The organism is Klebsiella sp. R445 (assembly GCF_051131755.1).
GTDB lineage: Bacteria > Pseudomonadota > Gammaproteobacteria > Enterobacterales > Enterobacteriaceae > Klebsiella > Klebsiella lignicola.
The window spans coordinates 4,390,105-4,407,133 of the sequence record NZ_CP180446.1 but is presented as its reverse complement, the minus strand read 5'-3'; the positions used below and the strand labels follow the sequence as shown (position 1 = coordinate 4,407,133).

Sequence of the window (17,029 nt, the reverse complement as noted above, 5' to 3'; positions counted from 1 at the left end):
GGATAAATGATGAAAAAAACGCTTAAGAAGTTCTCGCGCCGTGTGGCTTTAGCTATCGCCGTCACCGCCTGTTTTTCCCCGCTGACCCAGGCCGCAGAGTTGCTGACCGATGGCGTCTTTAAAGTAGGCATGGAGGTTACCTATCCGCCGTTTGAATCTTACGACAGCAACAACAACATCGTTGGCCTCGATCCGGATTTTGCCGCGCTGATTGCCGAGCAGTTGAAAGCCAAACCACAACTGATCGATACCAAATTCACCAGCCTGATTTTAGGCATTGGTAAGAAGTACGACGCGGTGATCTCCGGGATGTACATCACCCCGGAACGCCTGAAACAAGCCGATGCAATCCCGTATGCCCTCTCCGGCGCGGCAATCATTGCCCTCAAGAGCGGCGATGTGCAGCCAAAAACGGAAGATGATTTGTGTGGCGTGAAAGTGGGCCTGCAGCAGGGAACCTCGTGGGTGACCAGCCTGAAAACCCACTCTGATGAGTACTGCCTGAAAAACGGCAAACCGGCGATTAGCATTTCGGAGTTCCCGACCTCGCCGGAAGTCTCCCAGGCCCTGTTGTCGAAAAATATCAACGCGCAGGTCGAAATCGCCCCAGCGGCGCAGATCATCGTCGATAAAAGCCGTGGCCGCCTGGCCATCAGCTCCACGCGGCTGGTGTATCCATTACCACTGGGAATTTATGTCGCCAAAGGCAATAGCGAACTGGTGACCGCGATTAAATCGGCGCTGGCCACCTTAAAAGCCAACGGCAAATATGACGCCATCATCAAGAAATACAATTTAGAACGCATCGATTAATACAATAAAGCCATAAGAAACAGGAGTCGGTATGGAGTTCGATTGGGGATACTTTTTCTCATTATTTAGCGTTGGGGCATTCTGGCAGGCGTGTGTCACGGTGGTGGTCGTCAGTTCATTGTCCTGGTTTATTGGCCTGATACTGGGTTTTCTTTTAGCCTGCGCCAAGCTCTCCGGCCCGCGCTGGCTGAAGGTTCCCGTCGAACTCTATATTTGGTTTTTCCGTAGCGTGCCGCTAATGGTGCTGCTGGTATTTGTCTATAACCTGCCGCAGCTCTTCCCGGTAACCCAGCCGCTGCTCGGTATACCGTTTATTGCCGGACTAGTGTCGATGACCGTCACCGAAGCGGCCTATATGGCAGAGATCCATCGCGGCGGTTTACTGTCAGTGGCAAAAGGCCAGGGCGAAGCCGGTCACGCATTAAGCTTCAGCTTTATCGGGATCCAACGCTTAATTATTATTCCGCAGGCGTTTCGGATTTCGTTACCCACTCTGATTAACGAATACATCACCATTATTAAGCTCAGCTCAATTCTGTCGGTCATTTCATTACCGGAACTGCTGCTCACCGGCCAACGGCTGTATGCGCAGAACTTCCTCGTGATGGAGACGCTGCTGGCGGTCGCGGTCTACTACGTGATGGTGGTGACTATCTTTACCTGGCTGTTCCGGGCGCTGGAAAACATGTTGGATATTCAGCAAAAACGCCCGCAAACCTACAATGACGCCGAGTGTGAAGCCCTGCGCAGCAGCCTGAAGGCGCCACAGCAGACTGTCAAAGCCGAAGCCACCAGCGGCATGCCGCCGGCGCTCGACCTGCGGGCTATCGAAAAATCCTGGGGCCAGCATCAGGTGCTGAAAGGCATCGACCTGAAAGTCGAAAACGGCCAGGTCATCAGCATTATCGGGCCATCCGGCTCCGGTAAAACCACCCTTATCCGCACCATCAACGCCCTTGAAAGCATTGATGCCGGGGAGATCGTGCTGTACGGCGAAGACTACCTCAAAGGGGCGGCAATCGTCGATAAACCGCAGATGCGTGCCGGCGTGCGGCGTATCGGCATGGTATTCCAGGGCTTTAACCTGTTCCCCCATCGCACAGTGCTCGACAACGTGATGCTCGCCCCGCTGTATCACAAGCTGGTTGACCGCGAGGTCGGCAAAGCGCAGGCCCTCTATCTGCTGGACCGCGTCGGGCTGCTGGCCCATGCCGAAAAATACCCATGGCAGCTCTCCGGCGGCCAGCAACAACGCGTCGCCATCGCCAGGGCGCTGGCCTTAAAACCGGACATCATGCTGTTTGACGAACCGACCTCGGCGCTGGATCCGGAGCTGGTTGGCGAAGTGCTGAAGGTGATTCAGTCCCTCGCCCGCGAAGGGATGACGATGCTCATCGTCACCCACGAGATGGACTTCGCCTTATCGATTTCTGACCGGGTGGTGATGATGGAAAACGGCGTCGTGGTCAGCGATGCCCACCCGCAGCGCATTCGTGATAACGCGGACGCCCCGGCGCTCGGCCGCATACGTGAATTTATGGGAGTGCAATAAATGATGACTGAACGTGAACTACGCCAGGATCTGGCTGCCGCCTACCGCCTTGCGGCGCTGTTTGGCTGGGAAGATACGCTCTACACCCACTTTTCCGTACGTCTGCCCGGCGACGGCGAACCGCGTTTTCTGATTAACCCGTTCGGCATGATGTTCGATGAGGTAACCGCCAGCAATCTGATCGTCGTCGATATGCAGGGGAAAGTGGTGGCCGGCCACGCCCCGGCGAACTCCGCCGGGTTTACCATCCACAGCGCGGTACATATGGCGCGGGAAGATGCGCATTGCGTCATCCACACCCATACGCTGCCTGGAATGGCGGTCGCCGCCTGTCAGGATGGCTTACTGCAGCTTAACCAGATCAGCACCGAGTTTTATCAGCGTGTTGGTTACCACCCTTACGAGGGCGTCGCCTTTGACCTCGACGAGCGCACGCGTATTCAGCGCTCGTTGGGCAACAACATCGCCATGATCTTACAGAGCCACGGGCTGCTGTCGGTGGGGCGCACCGTTGCCGATGCGTTTTACATCATGTACTACCTCAACCGTGCCTGCGAAATTCAGATGGCGACCGCGCAGCTCGCCCCGCTCAGCCCGATCCACACCATTCCGCCCCACCTGAGCCAGCACGCCTGCGAGCAGCTGATGGGCGTGGAGCATGAGCGCCAACAGGTCTGGCAGGCGTGGTTGCGCCGCCTCGACCGTCTCGACACTTCTTACAAAGACTAAAGCCTATGTCAAACCTGACTATCGTCGTCGATTGCAACGACCAGAGCTATGCCCGTGAGATTTGCGACGCGTTGCAGCGTTTTCCCGAGGTGACAGCGGTGCTGCCCGATCATCCGGCCGCCAGCGACGCGCAGTATGCCAGCTGCTGGTTCCCCGACCCGGACCTTCTGACCCGCTCGCCGGCCCTGCAATTAATCCAGGCCGCATCGGCAGGTGTGGATCATCTCCCGGAGGCTGTTTTCGCCAGCGACGTTCCGTTGTGCCGGGTTGTCGATGAAGATTTTCGCCACGGCATGTTCGAGTATGCACTGTGGGGCGTGCTGTGGTTCCAGCGTCATTTTGACCGCGCCCTGGCGCATCAACGCCAGCGGGTCTGGAAGATCGATCCCCAGCGCGCCGCCGCCGATTATCACGTCGGGGTAATGGGACTGGGGGAAATCGGCGGCTACATTGCCAGCCATCTCGCCGCACTCGGTTACCGCGTTTCCGGCTGGGCGCGCAGCGAGAAGCAGCTCGCTGGTGTCCAGTGCTATCACGGCGAGGCGCAGGCCGGGGCCTTTTTGGGCCAGCTGGACGCGCTAATCAATATTTTGCCGCTCACCGAGCAGACCCGTGGGATCCTCGCCCAGCCGTTGTTCGACCAACTCCCGCCAGGAGCGGTGCTGATCAACTGCGGGCGCGGCGAGCATATGGTCAATGACGATGTGGTACAGGCGCTGGATCGCGGCCAACTGGCAGGGGCGGTGCTGGATGTATTCCCGGTCGAACCGCTGCCGCAGGACGATCCGCTGTGGGACCATCCGTTGGTAGTGGTTACGCCGCATATGGCCTCCATCGCCCCGGTCGAGGTGATTGCCCGCCAGCTGCTGGACAATATTCAGCGCCAGCAGCAGGCCCTGCCGCTGAAAAATCTGGTCAATAAACAGAGCGGTTATTAATCCTTTTTTGCCGGACAATCCCCGGTCTGCACGATGAGCAACTGCTACGCTTAAGGGTCTGTTTCATCAACCATAAGGCCTACATTATGCACATTGATCTATCGGGAAAAGTGGCGCTGGTGACCGCGTCAACGGCCGGCATTGGCTACGCGATTACCAAAGGGCTGGCCGCCAGTGGTGCGGAGGTGATCGTTAACGGGCGGAGCGAGCGCAGCGTCAGTGCAGCCATCGCCCGTCTGCAAAATGACGTCCCTGGTGCGCGCCCGCGCGCCGCGGTAGCCGACCTTAGCGACGCCGACGGAGTCGCGCAATTGCTCCAGGCGGTCACCGGCGTGGATATTCTGGTCAATAACGCCGGGATTTACGGACCGCAGGATTTTTACACCACCGATGATGCCACCTGGGAAAACTACTGGCAGACCAACGTCATGTCCGGCGTGCGGCTGTCGCGCGCCCTTCTGCCGGCGATGGTCCAGAAAGGCTGGGGCCGGGTGGTCTTTATCTCCTCCGAGTCGGCGCGCAATATCCCGGCAGACATGATTCATTACGGAGTCACCAAAACCGCCCAGCTGTCGCTGGCCCGCGGACTGGCGAAATTTGTCGCCGGTAGCGGCGTCACGGTCAACAGCGTGCTGCCCGGCCCGACGATCTCCGACGGTTTCGCCGAGATGTTAAAAGAAGAGGTAGCGAGAACCGGCCAGCCGCTGGACCAGCTCGCGAAAGATTTTGTGATGACCCATCGCCCGAGTTCGGTGATCCAGCGGGCGGCCTCGGTTGAGGAGGTGGCAAACATGGTGGTGTACGTCTGTTCAACCCAGGCTTCCGCCACTTCCGGTGCGGCACTGCGCGTTGACGGCGGCGTGGTGGACGATATTATCTGACGGCATTGCGCCCGTCCGCACTGTTGCGGCCGGGCGGGTTATCCTTCTATAACTACTGCACCCTGTCATCCGTAATGCCGTAGGCGGCATACTTCTGCAACAACGCCTGATATTGCCCATTGTCACGCAGCGTTTGCAGCGCCGCCGCGAACTGTTGCGCCAGCGCCTGGTTGCCCTTGCCGACATAAATCCCCAGCGTTTGCGGATAAATAGTCTGCGGCGAACTAACCTTCAGGCGCCCTTTGCTGCGCTGGGTAAACAGGCTGACCACCCCGGCGATATCCACCTGAGCCTGAATATTGCCGGACAGCAGCGCCTGCAGGGTCTCCGGCGAGGTCGGGAACTCTTTTATCTCGATAGCCCCTTTGCCCTGCTGCTGGCAATACCCGGCGGAGAGTTCCTGGAGCTTTTTCACCCACGACGTTCCCTGCTGCAAACCGACGCTTAAGCCGCACAAATCGTTTTCCGTTTTCGGCATCACCTGGCTGTCGCTGCGCACCATGATATAGGCCCCGGTGTTGGCATAGGGGATCGCATCCGCCTGGCGGATACGCTCCGGGGTGATATAGAGCGCGGAGATCACCGCATCCTGGCGCCCGCCGTTAAGGCCGAGGATCAGGCTACTGAATTTGGTATCCACCAGCTGCAGCGTCAGGCCCATTTTCTCGCTGAGCAGCGCCGCCAGTTCGGCATCAAAACCGACGATCTTGTCATCCTGCCAGGACTCGAACGGCGGATAGGCCACCTCCATGGCGATTTTTATTTTCCCCGGCGCAAGCAGCGTCTGTGCGGCCTGAGCCGACGACGCCAGCCCCAACGCCAGCACCAGCGCGCTGGCGAGAGTACGTACTGCAAAAGGTTGTTTCATCTGTCGGACTCCGTTCAGGAAGCGATACGCCGATGGTGGGCATCGGCAAGCTGGCACAGCAGTTCAAACATCAGGGTCGCGCCGGTCAGGCTGGTGAGGTTGCCCTGATCAAACGGTGGCGACACCTCGACCAGATCCGCACCGATCAGATTCAATCCGGCAAGCTGGCGAATGCAGCGCTGTCCCTGGATCGTGGTCATGCCGCCAATTTCCGGGGTCCCGGTGCCCGGCGCGTATACCGGATCCAGCACGTCAATATCAAAGCTGATGTAAGTCGGCCGATCGCCAACGATCTCACGGGCCTGCTGCATCACCGCGTCGATACCCAACTCGTTCACCTGTTCCATGCGGAAAATGGTGATGCCATTTTCCTCCGCCCAGCAGTGTTCGTCTTCAGAGAACAGCGCGCCGCGAATGCCGATTTGCACCGTCCGCCGGGGGTCGAGCACCCCCTCTTCCACCGCGCGACGAAACGGGGTGCCGTGGGTAAAACGCTCGCCGCCAAAGTAGCTGTCGTTGGTGTCCGAGTGGGCATCGAAATGGATCATCCCCAGCGGATTATCCCGCCCCAGCGCCCGCAATACCGGCAAGGTGGTGAGATGGTCGCCCCCGGCCGTTAACGGCATCACCCCCTGCTGAGCGAGGTCGCGATACCAGGCTTCAATGCGCGCCATGCTGTCCTGCACATCCATCGGGTTAATGCGCACGTCACCCAGGTCCCCCACTCGCGCACAATCATAGGGAGAGCGGCGCGAGACCGGGTGCACCCGGCGCACCAGGCTCGAGGCATTGCGCAGCTCGCGTGGCCCGTGGCGGGTTCCCGCACGGTTGGTGGTCCCGCCATCCCACGGCACGCCCACCACGCCGATATCCAGATCGGCGGCCTGCGGCGCAAAGGGAAGACGGAAAAAAGTCGGTAGTCCGCTAAAACGCGGGATGTCGCCATCCTGCGGTTGCGGATAGGCCTGTTCAGGGGCAGATGTCATTGCGGTATCTCCATGCTTTTCGGGTCGATGCAGAGATACTGCGCAACGGGATGCTGAGAAAAAATAGTCAAAGCTAAAAAATTAGTTTAGAAAAATAAAAACAATTCCCGGGACTTACAGCGGAGCATCCTCTTATGTCAGTTGGCAAATTTCCGAATCTGCGCCTGCTGCAGGTTTTTATTACGGTGGCAAAATATCAGGGCTACGCCAATGCGCAGCAGGAGCTTAACCTGACGGTCTCAGCCATCAGCAACTATATGAGCGAGCTTGAAGAGAAGCTCGGCATCACCCTGTGCCGCCGGGGCAGAGGCGGTTTTTCGCTGACCGAAAAAGGCGAAACCGTGCTGCAGCAGAGCATCGACCTGCTCGATTCGATGGAGCATTTTGAGCGCAGCACCGCCATGCTGCGCGGTGAGCAAAGCGGGATTTTTAACCTTGGGGTAATTGATTCAACGATAACCGACCCGATGCTGCCGATGAGTAAAATCATCGCCAGCTTCAGCGAGCGCTACCCGCTGGTGCATATCAACCTGCAGGTCAGAAGCCCGAACGCCCTGCTGCAGGGAGTGTTGAATAACGAGCTGGATCTGGCGATAGGTACCTTCTCGATTCAGGCCAACAGCGTGGTCTCTCACCCGCTCTATCGCGAGCAAAACTGGCTCTACTGCGCCGACAACCACCCGCTGTTTACGGTGAAACATCCCACCGAAGCGCTGATTTCACAGATGCGGATGGTGACCCGCAGCTACTGGAGCAGCAGCGATTTGGGGCGCAAAGGCTTTAAGCAGAGCGTGGCGAGTGCGGAGAGCATGGAAGCCCAGCTGATGTTGATTCTGTCCGGGAAATACGTCGGCTATTTGCCGGAGCACTACGCCTTGCCGTGGGTGCAATCGCAACGACTGCGCGCCCTGCTGCCAACAGAATACGGCTACCAGGCGCCCTTCTCGCTGATTTTTCGCCGCGGTCGCAGCAAAGAGACCTTAATCCGCGCAATACGGGACAGCGTCCGCGCCGAGATCAAAGCGCGTAAACGCTAGATTTCATGTCACGCCCGGCCTTCAGGCAAGGCGTGTGTCGCTGACCACTACTCGTGAATCTTCCATTTTTGCTTGAGGACATTTTTATCCTGACGGTCCAGCCACTGATTGACCTTCTCCAGCAGCGGCTGATTGTCTTTGTTCATCATGTAGACTTTAAAGCTCGCGGTACCTGGAAACGGCTTATCGGTGGCGACACAAAAGACACCGGGCTCTTTACTCTGGTAATAAAACCCTTCGATCAGGTCGGTAACCATCATATCGGCGGTTTTCTGGCGCAGCGCCTCCAGGTTATCGACGTTATTTTTGACCCGAATGATCTGCGCGTGTTTGATATGCGCATCGACATAGCTCTGGTTGGTGCCGCCCGGATTAACGATCACTTTGACCGTCGGCTGGTCTATCTTCTCCAGGCTACCGAGCGCCGGGGCCGCGGCACAGTTCGCCAGGGCAATCTTGCCGTTCGCCACCACCGGATGGCTAAGGGCAAAATCCTTCGCCCGCTCCGGGGTCTCGGTCACGCCGCCCATCGCAATATCAAATTTGTCGGCTTTCAGGTCACTGGAGAGCGTCGGCCAACTGGTCAGCACAAAGGTAACTTTTAGCCCCAGCTTCTGACCGAGATCCTTCGCCATATCGACGTCGTATCCGCGAAGTTCCCCCGCCTCGTTATGAAATGCCAGCGGGGCGTAATCTCCCGGTACGCCAACTTTCAGCTCGCCGCTGTGTTGGATCGTCGACATATCGCGCGCCTGGCTGCTACCGGCAATACTCACCAGCACACAGGCAAGACAGACCTTCAGGTTCATACCATCATCCTTTTCAATGCGTTCGTTAGGGTACTTTTCCGCGTTATTACACCGCGTTTTATGGGTTGATTGCCGGGGGCAACCCGGCCATTTGTTAATGGTATGTTTTATTTTTGTGACGCACAACCAGGAAGCGTTGCACTTTCTTTGTGCATATGTTGGCGAAAATCTATGCTCATCGTTCGCCTGTCTCCTGCATTTTCCCGGTAATACTGGCCACAACGGTCTTCCGGAATAGATGGCATGCATCGTGCTTTGTTAGCTAAGTAACACAATGATGGTCCATGAGAGTGAAATATCATTGAGGGCGAGTATGAACGATAACTCCAGACTGTTTCGCACGATCGAGTCAACATTTAGTCAACTTACGCCAAGCGAAAAGCGCATCGGCAGCTGGCTACTGAGCCATCGGGAACATATTCCTTATGAAACTGCCGATAGCATCGCACAGGCTACCGGTACCAGCGGAATAACCGTTGGCCGCTATCTGCGTAAACTGGGTTTTCGTAATCTCGATGACGTCAAACACAGCCTGAAAGATCTTCCGCCAGTGCCCTATAAACACTGGGGCGTTATCGACCGCCTGGACTCCTGGGAGCAACAGCAAACCCAACCCAATCGTGCCAGCCTTTCATTGCAGATGGAGCTGGATGCGATCCGCTATGTCTATCAACTGGCGCAGGAAGCGATCTTTGCCCGCGTCAGCGAACGACTCGCCAATGCTGATGCGGTGATTGTTCTCGGGATCCAGTCAACTCGCGGCCTGGCAAACAGCTTTTTTAGTCACCTCGAATACCTGCGTCCGCGCGTGACCTATGCCGATGGCAGTTCCGGCAGCTGGCTGGAGTCACTGAACTCAGAATATGAACGTCCTTACGTCATCCTGACGGATACCCGCGCTTACTCCAGCACGGCTCGTCAGTTTTGCCGGGTGGCCGCCCAACGCCAAATTGATACTGCGCTGGTCACCGATATCTGGTGTCCATGGGCCCGCGACTACCCGGTCGATCTGCTGCAGGTAAAAACCGACACCGGTCACTTTTGGGATTCTCTCGCGCCGATCAGCTGCCTTTTCAATCTGCTGCTCTCTGCGGTTGTCGAGCGGCTCGGTCCGTCGCTGTCGCACCGGCTCGCGGAAAACCGCGCGCTACAGCAAGAATTTGGTCAATTTGAACGCGATTAAACGCCTGCTTGCCAGGCTTCAGGACAGGAAATAACAGATGAATCAGCCAGTCACACTGATCGATATCCGCACTCGTTTCCCGACGCTGCCGGTCGACCTCAAGTACGCCAGCGCCGATAACATTACCGGCCAGCCTATTTATGGTGAAGCCCGCTGCCTGCTGCACCCGGATGCCGCTGCCGCGCTGGAAAAATCGCTACGCATTGCCCAGCTGGCAGGTTTGAATCTGCTGGTTCTCGATGCCTATCGTCCGCAGCAGGCTCAGCAGCTACTGTGGAACGCCTGTCCGAATCAGGATTACGTCACACCATTGACGCTAGGGTCCAATCACAGTCGTGGTACTGCGATAGACGTGACGTTACTCGACGAAAACGGTCAGCCGCTGGATATGGGCACCGACTTCGATGAGATGGACGACCTCTCTCACCCTTATCACCCGGCGGTTCCCCCGGCCGCTCAGCGTCATCGCCTGCTGCTAAACGCCGTGATGTTTGGTGGTGGCTTTAAGGGTATTTCCACGGAATGGTGGCACTTCGAGTTACCGGATGCGGCCGGTTATCCGCTCCTTGATGATGTTTTTGCCTGCCTGTCCCCAGCTCAGACTGACGGAGTTACACCATGAAAATGATTCGCACCCCCTTAACCGGTTTTCGCCCACTGCTGCTGGCCGTCGCGCTGGCTGGCGTCACTGCCCCGGCCTGGGCCGCCGTTCCGAAAGATATGCTGGTGATCGGCAAAGCGGCCGATCCGCAGACTCTCGACCCGGCGGTCACGATTGATAACAACGACTGGACTGTCACCTACCCGGCCTATCAGCGGCTGGTGAAATATAAAACTGCGGATGGAAAAGGCTCCACCGACGTGGAAGGCGATCTGGCTGAAAGCTGGCAGGTCTCTGATAACGGCAAAACGTGGACCTTCACGCTGCACAAAAACATGCAGTTTGACGACGGCTCACCGGTAACGGCCGACGCGGTAAAACTCTCTTTCGAACGCCTGATGCGCATTAAGCAAGGGCCTTCGGAAGCCTTCCCTTCCGGGCTAAAAATTGAGGCGGTAGACCCAACCACGGTGCGTTTCATCCTGCCTGACGCCTTCGCGCCATTCCTGCACACCCTGGCGAATGACGGCGCGTCGATCATCAACCCAGCGGTACTGAAGGCCAACGCCGCCGATGATGCCCGCGCCTGGCTGGCGGAACATACCGCCGGGTCCGGCGCCTACATGCTGCAACGCTGGCAAAAAGGCCAGCAGCTGGTGCTGGTACCCAACCCACACTTTAGCGGCGTGAAACCGACCTTCAAACGCGTGACGGTGAAGATCATTGGCGAGAGTTCTGCCCGCCGTCTGCAACTGACCAAGGGCGATCTCGATATTGCCGATGCTCTGCCGGTCGACCAGTTTGCCGCCCTGAAAAAGCAGGATAGTGTGGCGGTTTATGATTATCCGGCGCTGCGTGTGACCTATCTGTATCTCAATAACAGCAAAGCGCCGATGAACCAGGTCGATTTACGTCGCGCCGTCTCCTGGGCCACCGATTACAAAGGCATGGTCAGCGGGATTCTTGGCGGTAATGGCAAACAAATGCGTGGCCCGATCCCGGATGGTATGTGGGGCTTCGACGCCAGCGCAATGCAGTATTCCCTTGATCTGGACAAAGCCAAAGCCGCGTTGGCGAAAGTGGCGGATAAGCCCAAAACCCTGTCGTTCCTCTATTCCGACAATGACCCCAACTGGGAGCCTATTGCGCTCTCTACCCAGGCCAACCTGCAATCCCTTGGGATCCAGGTCAAGCTCGAAAAACTGGCCAATGCCACCATGCGAGAACGTGTAGGTAAAGGGGATTACGACATCGCCATCGGCAACTGGAGCCCGGACTTCGCTGACCCCTATATGTTCATGAACTACTGGTTTGAGTCAGACAAAAAAGGGTTGCCGGGCAACCGTTCGTTCTACGTCAATCCGCAGGTTGATGCTTTGCTCAAACAAGCCGTCACCACCACCGATCAGGCGGCACGTACCCGGGATTACCAGGCTGCGCAGAAAACGGTCATCGACGAGGCCGCCTACGTTTACCTGTTCCAGAAAAACTATCAGGTGGCAATGAACAAAGAGGTTAAGGGGTTCGTCTTTAACCCAATGCTCGAACAGATCTTTAATATTGCCGATATGCACAAATAGCGCGCTATTTAACCTTGTCATGCCGGGCTATTACAGGCCCGGCAGAGGACGTCATCATGAGTGTCTGGGGTTTACTACGACAACGTAGCTGGGGGTTGATCCTCGTCGTCGCCGGCGTCTGCGTGATCACCTTTATTATTTCGCACCTGATACCCGGCGACCCTGCACGCCTGCTGGCCGGCGATCGCGCCAGCGATGAGATCGTGCAGCATATTCGCCAGCAACTGGGGCTGGATTTGCCGTTGTGGCAGCAATTTCTCCATTATGTCAGTGCCCTGCTGCACGGCGATCTTGGTACTTCCATTCGTACCGGCCGCCCGGTCGTGGAAGATTTAAAAACCTTCTTCCCGGCAACCCTCGAACTGGCGATATGCGCCCTGTTTATCGCGCTGGTCGTCGGGATCCCGCTTGGCGTGCTCTCAGCGGTATATCGCAACCGTTGGACCGATCATCTGGTTCGCCTGATGGCGCTAACCGGCATTTCCACACCGGCGTTCTGGCTGGGGCTGGGGGTGATTGTCCTGTTTTACGGCAAGCTGGACTGGCTGCCCGGCAGCGGGCGTCTTGATGATTGGTTTGATCCACCGACTCACGTGACCGGTTTTTATCTGATTGACGCGCTACTGGAGGGCAACCTTGAGGTGTTCTTTAACGCCCTACAGCATCTGATTCTGCCGGCCACTACGCTTGCTTTCGTGCACCTGGGCATTGTTGCCAGGCAAATTCGCTCCGCGATGCTGGAACAGCTTAGCGAAGATTATATTCGCACGGCGCTGGCCAGCGGCCTGCCGAAATGGACCATTGTGATGCGCTATGCGCTGCCTAACGCCTTAATTCCCTCGGTTACCGTGCTCGGGCTGGCGCTGGGCGATCTGCTGTATGGCGCCGTGCTAACCGAAACCGTGTTTGCCTGGCCCGGGATGGGCGCCTACGTGGTTGCCTCCATTCAGGCGCTCGATTTTCCTGCGGTCATGGGGTTCGCCGTGGTGGTGTCATTTGCCTATGTATTGGTCAACCTGCTCGTTGACCTGCTCTATTTATGGATAGACCCGCGTATGGGTCGGGGAGAAAACTAAGTGATGATGACCCAGGAAAGCCCCGCCGTTATCGTGAAAACTGCCCGAAGCCACATGTGGAAACGGCGCCTGTGGCTGGTGCGTAAAAGCCCGCTGACGCTGATCGGTGGCGGCATTATGCTGATCATGTTGTTTCTGATGATCTTCTCGCCCTGGCTGGTGCCGCACGATCCCAACGCCATCGACCTGACCGCGCGCCTGCAGGCTCCCTCGGTAGCCCACTGGTTCGGAACCGATGAAGTGGGCCGGGATCTGTTCAGCCGGGTGCTGATCGGCAGCCAGCAATCGATCGCCGCCGGACTGGCGGTGGTGCTTATCGCGGGGATCAGTGGTTCGTTGCTCGGTTGTCTTTCCGGTGTTCTCGGTGGTCGCAGCGATGCGTTGATCATGCGACTGATGGATATCATGCTGTCGATCCCCTCGCTGGTGCTGACAATGGCTCTGGCCGCCGCATTAGGCCCGAGCCTGTTTAACGCCATGCTGGCGATCGCCATCGTGCGGATCCCGTTTTACGTCCGTCTGGCACGCGGACAAACGTTGATCGTGCGTCAGCACAGCTTTGTCGAAGCTTCGGTCACCTTCGGTGCCTCCCGCTGGCATCTGATCAGCTGGCATATTTTACGTAATGCGCTGCCGCCGTTGGTGGTGCAGGCCTCGCTGGATATCGGTAGCGCCATTTTGATGGCGGCAACGTTAGGGTTTATTGGCCTCGGCGCCCAACAACCCACTGCCGAATGGGGCGCGATGGTGGCAAACGGTCGCAACTATGTCCTCGATCAATGGTGGTACTGCGCCTTCCCGGGTGCCGCGATCCTGATAACTGCTGTCGGTTTTAATCTGTTTGGTGATGGTATCCAGGATTTACTGGATCCGAAGTCCGGAGGGCGCAACACATGAATGACCGGGTACTGACGATCGATAATATCCGTTTGAGCTTTCCCGTCTATCAGGGGGAAGTACACGTCCTGAATGCCGTCTCACTGCACATTAACCGCGGCGAAATTGTCGGCGTGGTGGGTGAATCCGGTTCTGGCAAATCCGTCACCGCAATGCTTGCCATGCGGTTACTGCCGCCGGGAAGCTATCAGATCCATAGCGGCCAGGTGACCCTGATGGGCAACGATATCCTCAAGGCCTCAGAAAAGGAGATGCGCGACATCCGCGGCAGTAAGGTGGCGATGATTTTTCAGGAGCCGATGACCGCGCTCAATCCTACCCGACGTATCGGTAAACAGATGGTTGATGTTATCCGCCAGCATCGCCCGCTCTCCGGCCGGGAAGCCCGTGCCAGAGCGATTGCCCTGCTGGCTGATATGCAGATAGCCGACCCGGAACGCGTCATGGAGCGCTACCCTTTCGAGCTCTCCGGCGGCATGCGCCAACGGGTGATGATCGCCATCGCCTTTTCCTGCGAACCCGACCTGCTGATCGCCGATGAACCAACCACCGCACTGGACGTCACGGTTCAACGCCAGGTCCTGCGCCTGTTAAAACAGAAAGCGCAGGCCACTGGAACCGCGGTGTTGTTTATTAGCCACGATATGGCGGTGGTGTCCCAGGTCTGCGATCGGTTGTACGTGATGTATGCCGGTACAGTTATCGAAAGCGGGTTAACCCACCAGGTTCTGCATCATCCTCTGCATCCTTATTCTGTTGGCTTACTCGACAGCGCTCCGGATAACGGTGAGCCACGCTCGCTGCTGCGATCTATTCCCGGCACGGTGCCGAATCTGGCGCGCTTACCGGCAGGCTGTGCCTTTCGTGAACGTTGCTTCGCCGCCGGAGAGGGTTGCGGCGTGACCCCACCGCTGCGCCCGCTGGAACACACCGATCGACAGGCGGCCTGCTGGTACCCGCAACGGGAGAAAGTTCATGTCTGAAATACTGTTAAAGCTGAGTGATGTTCATCTTAACTTCCCGGCACGCAAGAACTGGCGCGGGAAAGTCGTCGAACACGTGTATGCGCTGAACGGACTGAATATGGCGGCATATCGCGGCGAAACGTTGGGTATCGTCGGTGAGTCCGGCTGCGGAAAAAGCACCCTTGCAAAACTGCTGATGGGTATGCTGAATCCCTCTTCCGGGAAGTTTGAACGCACCAAGACATCTGACAGCGGACCATTGCATGGCAGCATGCAAATGGTCTTTCAGGATCCGCTATCCTCACTGGACCCTCGCCTTCCCGTGTGGCGCACCATTACCGAACCCGTTTGGATCCAGTCTCGTCCCGATGAAAAGTCGCGGCGTCATCTGGCGCAACAGCTGGCGTTGCAGGTAGGTATTCGCCCGGAGTATCTCGATCGCTTACCCCACGAATTTTCCGGTGGTCAGCGACAGCGCATCGCCATTGCCCGCGCACTGTCGGCCAATCCCGATATTATCGTGCTGGATGAACCCACTTCGGCGCTGGATATTTCGGTGCAGGCGCAAATCCTCAACCTGCTGGTCGAGCTGCAAAAGCAACGAAATCTGACCTTTGTGCTGATTTCGCATAACGTCTCCGTTATCCGCCATATGAGCGATCGTGTGGCCGTTATGTATCTCGGGCAAATCGTCGAGATGGGCGAAGCGCGCCAGGTTCTCGATGCCCCAGCGCATCCCTATACCCGATTGCTGATGGACTCGGTGCCGCGAATTGGATCACCCCTGGGTGATGCGCCACGCAATACAGAGCTGCCCGGCAACCGGCAGCTTCCGCAGGGCTGCTACTTTCGCGAACGCTGCCCCTTCGCAGGCGCTGGCTGTGAGCAACCGCAGCCGCTGCAGCCACTCGCCCACGGTAATGCAGCCCGTTGCTGGAAGGCCGACACAATTGCAAACGCCTCCTGAACCAGGGCGACTCCCGGCGCAGCACGTCAGGTTAGTTATATTCGATCGCGAAAGTGACCTGGCCGTTCGCCCGTCCGGGGGTGACGACAGTGCTGGTCTGCACGTACTGGGCGGTGTAATTGATGTTCTCCGCGCCGGCGGCATTGCTGGCAGGCATATGTTTGAGCACCGGCAGGTTACTGGACTCATTGATTTTTACCGCAGTCCCGGCAGAGGGTGCCGGTGCCGGATTATTGCCGTAGCTCAGTTTGATGCCGACGCCGCTAGCGGCCCCGTCAACCTTTGCCAGTGCCAGGGTATCGTTGAGACTGGGGTCGGCGGTGACGCCAAAAAAGCCAATGCGGATATCGGTCGGGGTGGTGCAATAGACCGGAATACTGAAGGTCTGCGCCGTCCCGGCGGTGGTGGTCTGGCCTTTGAACGCCGCTTTATTCACAGTCCCCAGATTCACGTTGATGGTCGGGCGGGTCACCTGACAGCTGCCGCTGGATCCAATGTCAACGTTTAGCGCGCCAAGGTCGATACTCACCGGCGCGCTGGCGGTGTGGCTCCCGCCGCTGACGTCCTGCTTCTCGATGGTTAAATTACCGACCTGCGGCTGCGCCGGGACGCTGGCATGGTTGCCGCTCACCAACGCCACGTCGCCGGTTTTGTAAAAAGTAATATAGGCTTTGACCACGGTTTCGCGTTGGTTCAGCAACGCCGACAGTTGTGAACTGTCGCAGACCGTCATGGACTCGCTGCCGGCTGGCGCATTGCTGCCGTCGATGTAGCGTACCGGGCCGCCGCTGCACTGGAATCCCAGCGAATAACCGATACCGCTGAGCGCCGTGGGATAGACATGCTGGCCGTTAATCACCAGCGGCGTCCCGGTGCTGTTTTGCCGATAGACAATCTGTTTCCAGACCGCGGTGGGCAGTTGCAGATCGCAGACAAAATGAATGCCGCTACCGTTATCCGCCATGGCGTTGGTCATCTGCGTGTTGGCAGGCAACGTGGGAAGATAGTGAATATTCGGCACGTTAATGGTCATCTGCCCGACGCTGCCGCTGCAGCTCTCACTCCAGCCATAGTGGCTATAAATCCCCGCCATCAGCAGGAATACAAACTGCATTATTCGAAGGCTGCGATGCATGGCTGCTACTCC

17 protein-coding genes are annotated in these 17,029 nt (G+C 57.6%); 13 read left to right on the top strand and 4 right to left on the bottom strand.

The window, feature by feature from the left end; translation table 11 throughout:
- The first annotated feature begins 9 nt into the window (after positions 1–9).
- The 5 genes from ACMYSN_RS20845 (at position 10) to ACMYSN_RS20825 (ending at position 4,913) form a co-directional block, all read left to right on the top strand.
- Positions 10–813: an ABC transporter substrate-binding protein gene (locus tag ACMYSN_RS20845; protein WP_462498304.1), complete on the top strand. Its 804-nt coding sequence runs from the start codon at positions 10–12 to the stop codon at positions 811–813.
- A gap of 31 nt (positions 814–844) precedes the next feature.
- Entirely contained in the window at positions 845–2,365 is a 1,521-nt protein-coding gene (locus ACMYSN_RS20840) for an amino acid ABC transporter permease/ATP-binding protein (RefSeq protein ID WP_462496034.1), read from the top strand.
- Positions 2,366–3,094, top strand: coding sequence for a class II aldolase/adducin family protein (locus tag ACMYSN_RS20835; protein WP_462496033.1), 729 nt, complete (start codon positions 2,366–2,368; stop codon positions 3,092–3,094).
- Between the two features lie 5 nt (positions 3,095–3,099).
- Positions 3,100–4,032 (top strand): 2-hydroxyacid dehydrogenase, encoded by a 933-nt coding sequence (locus ACMYSN_RS20830; protein ID WP_462496032.1) that lies wholly within the window; start codon positions 3,100–3,102, stop codon positions 4,030–4,032.
- 86 nt (positions 4,033–4,118) lie between these two features.
- Entirely contained in the window at positions 4,119–4,913 is a 795-nt protein-coding gene (locus ACMYSN_RS20825) for an SDR family NAD(P)-dependent oxidoreductase (protein WP_462496031.1), read from the top strand.
- A gap of 52 nt (positions 4,914–4,965) precedes the next feature.
- On the opposite strand, the gene ACMYSN_RS20820 is transcribed toward ACMYSN_RS20825, so the two are convergent.
- Both ACMYSN_RS20820 and speB read right to left on the bottom strand, forming a co-directional pair.
- The gene (locus ACMYSN_RS20820) at positions 4,966–5,781 is read right to left on the bottom strand and encodes a type 2 periplasmic-binding domain-containing protein (RefSeq protein WP_462496030.1); all 816 of its coding nucleotides are present in this window, start codon (positions 5,779–5,781) and stop codon (positions 4,966–4,968) included.
- Positions 5,782–5,795: 14 nt separating this feature from the next.
- Positions 5,796–6,767 (bottom strand): agmatinase, encoded by a 972-nt coding sequence (gene speB, locus ACMYSN_RS20815; RefSeq protein ID WP_462496029.1) that lies wholly within the window; start codon positions 6,765–6,767, stop codon positions 5,796–5,798.
- 134 nt (positions 6,768–6,901) lie between these two features.
- Here speB and ACMYSN_RS20810 point away from each other — a divergent pair, with 134 nt between their 5' ends.
- Positions 6,902–7,804: a LysR family transcriptional regulator gene (locus tag ACMYSN_RS20810; protein ID WP_462496028.1), complete on the top strand. Its 903-nt coding sequence runs from the start codon at positions 6,902–6,904 to the stop codon at positions 7,802–7,804.
- 47 nt (positions 7,805–7,851) lie between these two features.
- Here ACMYSN_RS20810 and ACMYSN_RS20805 read toward each other — a convergent pair whose 3' ends face one another.
- Positions 7,852–8,613, bottom strand: coding sequence for a type 2 periplasmic-binding domain-containing protein (locus tag ACMYSN_RS20805; RefSeq protein WP_462496027.1), 762 nt, complete (start codon positions 8,611–8,613; stop codon positions 7,852–7,854).
- 313 nt (positions 8,614–8,926) lie between these two features.
- On the opposite strand from ACMYSN_RS20805, the gene ACMYSN_RS20800 reads away from it, so the two are divergent.
- The 7 genes from ACMYSN_RS20800 to ACMYSN_RS20770 are packed head-to-tail and all read left to right on the top strand — an operon-like array spanning position 8,927 to position 15,882.
- Positions 8,927–9,796, top strand: a complete 870-nt coding sequence (locus ACMYSN_RS20800; protein ID WP_462496026.1) for a MurR/RpiR family transcriptional regulator — start codon at positions 8,927–8,929, stop codon at positions 9,794–9,796.
- A 37-nt stretch (positions 9,797–9,833) separates the two neighbouring features.
- On the top strand, positions 9,834–10,418 hold the full coding sequence (gene ddpX / locus ACMYSN_RS20795; RefSeq protein WP_462496025.1) for a D-alanyl-D-alanine dipeptidase: 585 nt from the start codon (positions 9,834–9,836) through the stop codon (positions 10,416–10,418).
- Complete coding sequence (locus tag ACMYSN_RS20790) at positions 10,415–11,977, top strand: ABC transporter substrate-binding protein (RefSeq protein ID WP_462496024.1); 1,563 nt, start codon at positions 10,415–10,417, stop codon at positions 11,975–11,977. Before ddpX ends, ACMYSN_RS20790 begins: the two co-directional genes overlap by 4 nt.
- A 56-nt stretch (positions 11,978–12,033) precedes the next feature.
- On the top strand, positions 12,034–13,053 hold the full coding sequence (locus tag ACMYSN_RS20785) for an ABC transporter permease (RefSeq protein ID WP_462496023.1): 1,020 nt from the start codon (positions 12,034–12,036) through the stop codon (positions 13,051–13,053).
- On the top strand, positions 13,054–13,950 hold the full coding sequence (ddpC, locus tag ACMYSN_RS20780; RefSeq protein ID WP_462496022.1) for a D,D-dipeptide ABC transporter permease: 897 nt from the start codon (positions 13,054–13,056) through the stop codon (positions 13,948–13,950).
- On the top strand, positions 13,947–14,933 hold the full coding sequence (locus ACMYSN_RS20775) for an ABC transporter ATP-binding protein (RefSeq protein WP_462496021.1): 987 nt from the start codon (positions 13,947–13,949) through the stop codon (positions 14,931–14,933). Before ddpC ends, ACMYSN_RS20775 begins: the two co-directional genes overlap by 4 nt.
- Entirely contained in the window at positions 14,926–15,882 is a 957-nt protein-coding gene (locus ACMYSN_RS20770; protein ID WP_462496020.1) for an ABC transporter ATP-binding protein, read from the top strand. Before ACMYSN_RS20775 ends, ACMYSN_RS20770 begins: the two co-directional genes overlap by 8 nt.
- Before the next feature lie 31 nt (positions 15,883–15,913).
- Here ACMYSN_RS20770 and ACMYSN_RS20765 read toward each other — a convergent pair whose 3' ends face one another.
- Positions 15,914–17,017 carry a fimbrial protein gene (locus tag ACMYSN_RS20765; protein ID WP_462496019.1) on the bottom strand — a complete coding sequence of 368 codons (1,104 nt, stop codon included), beginning with the start codon at positions 17,015–17,017 and terminating at the stop codon, positions 15,914–15,916.
- Positions 17,018–17,029: the final 12 nt, after the last annotated feature.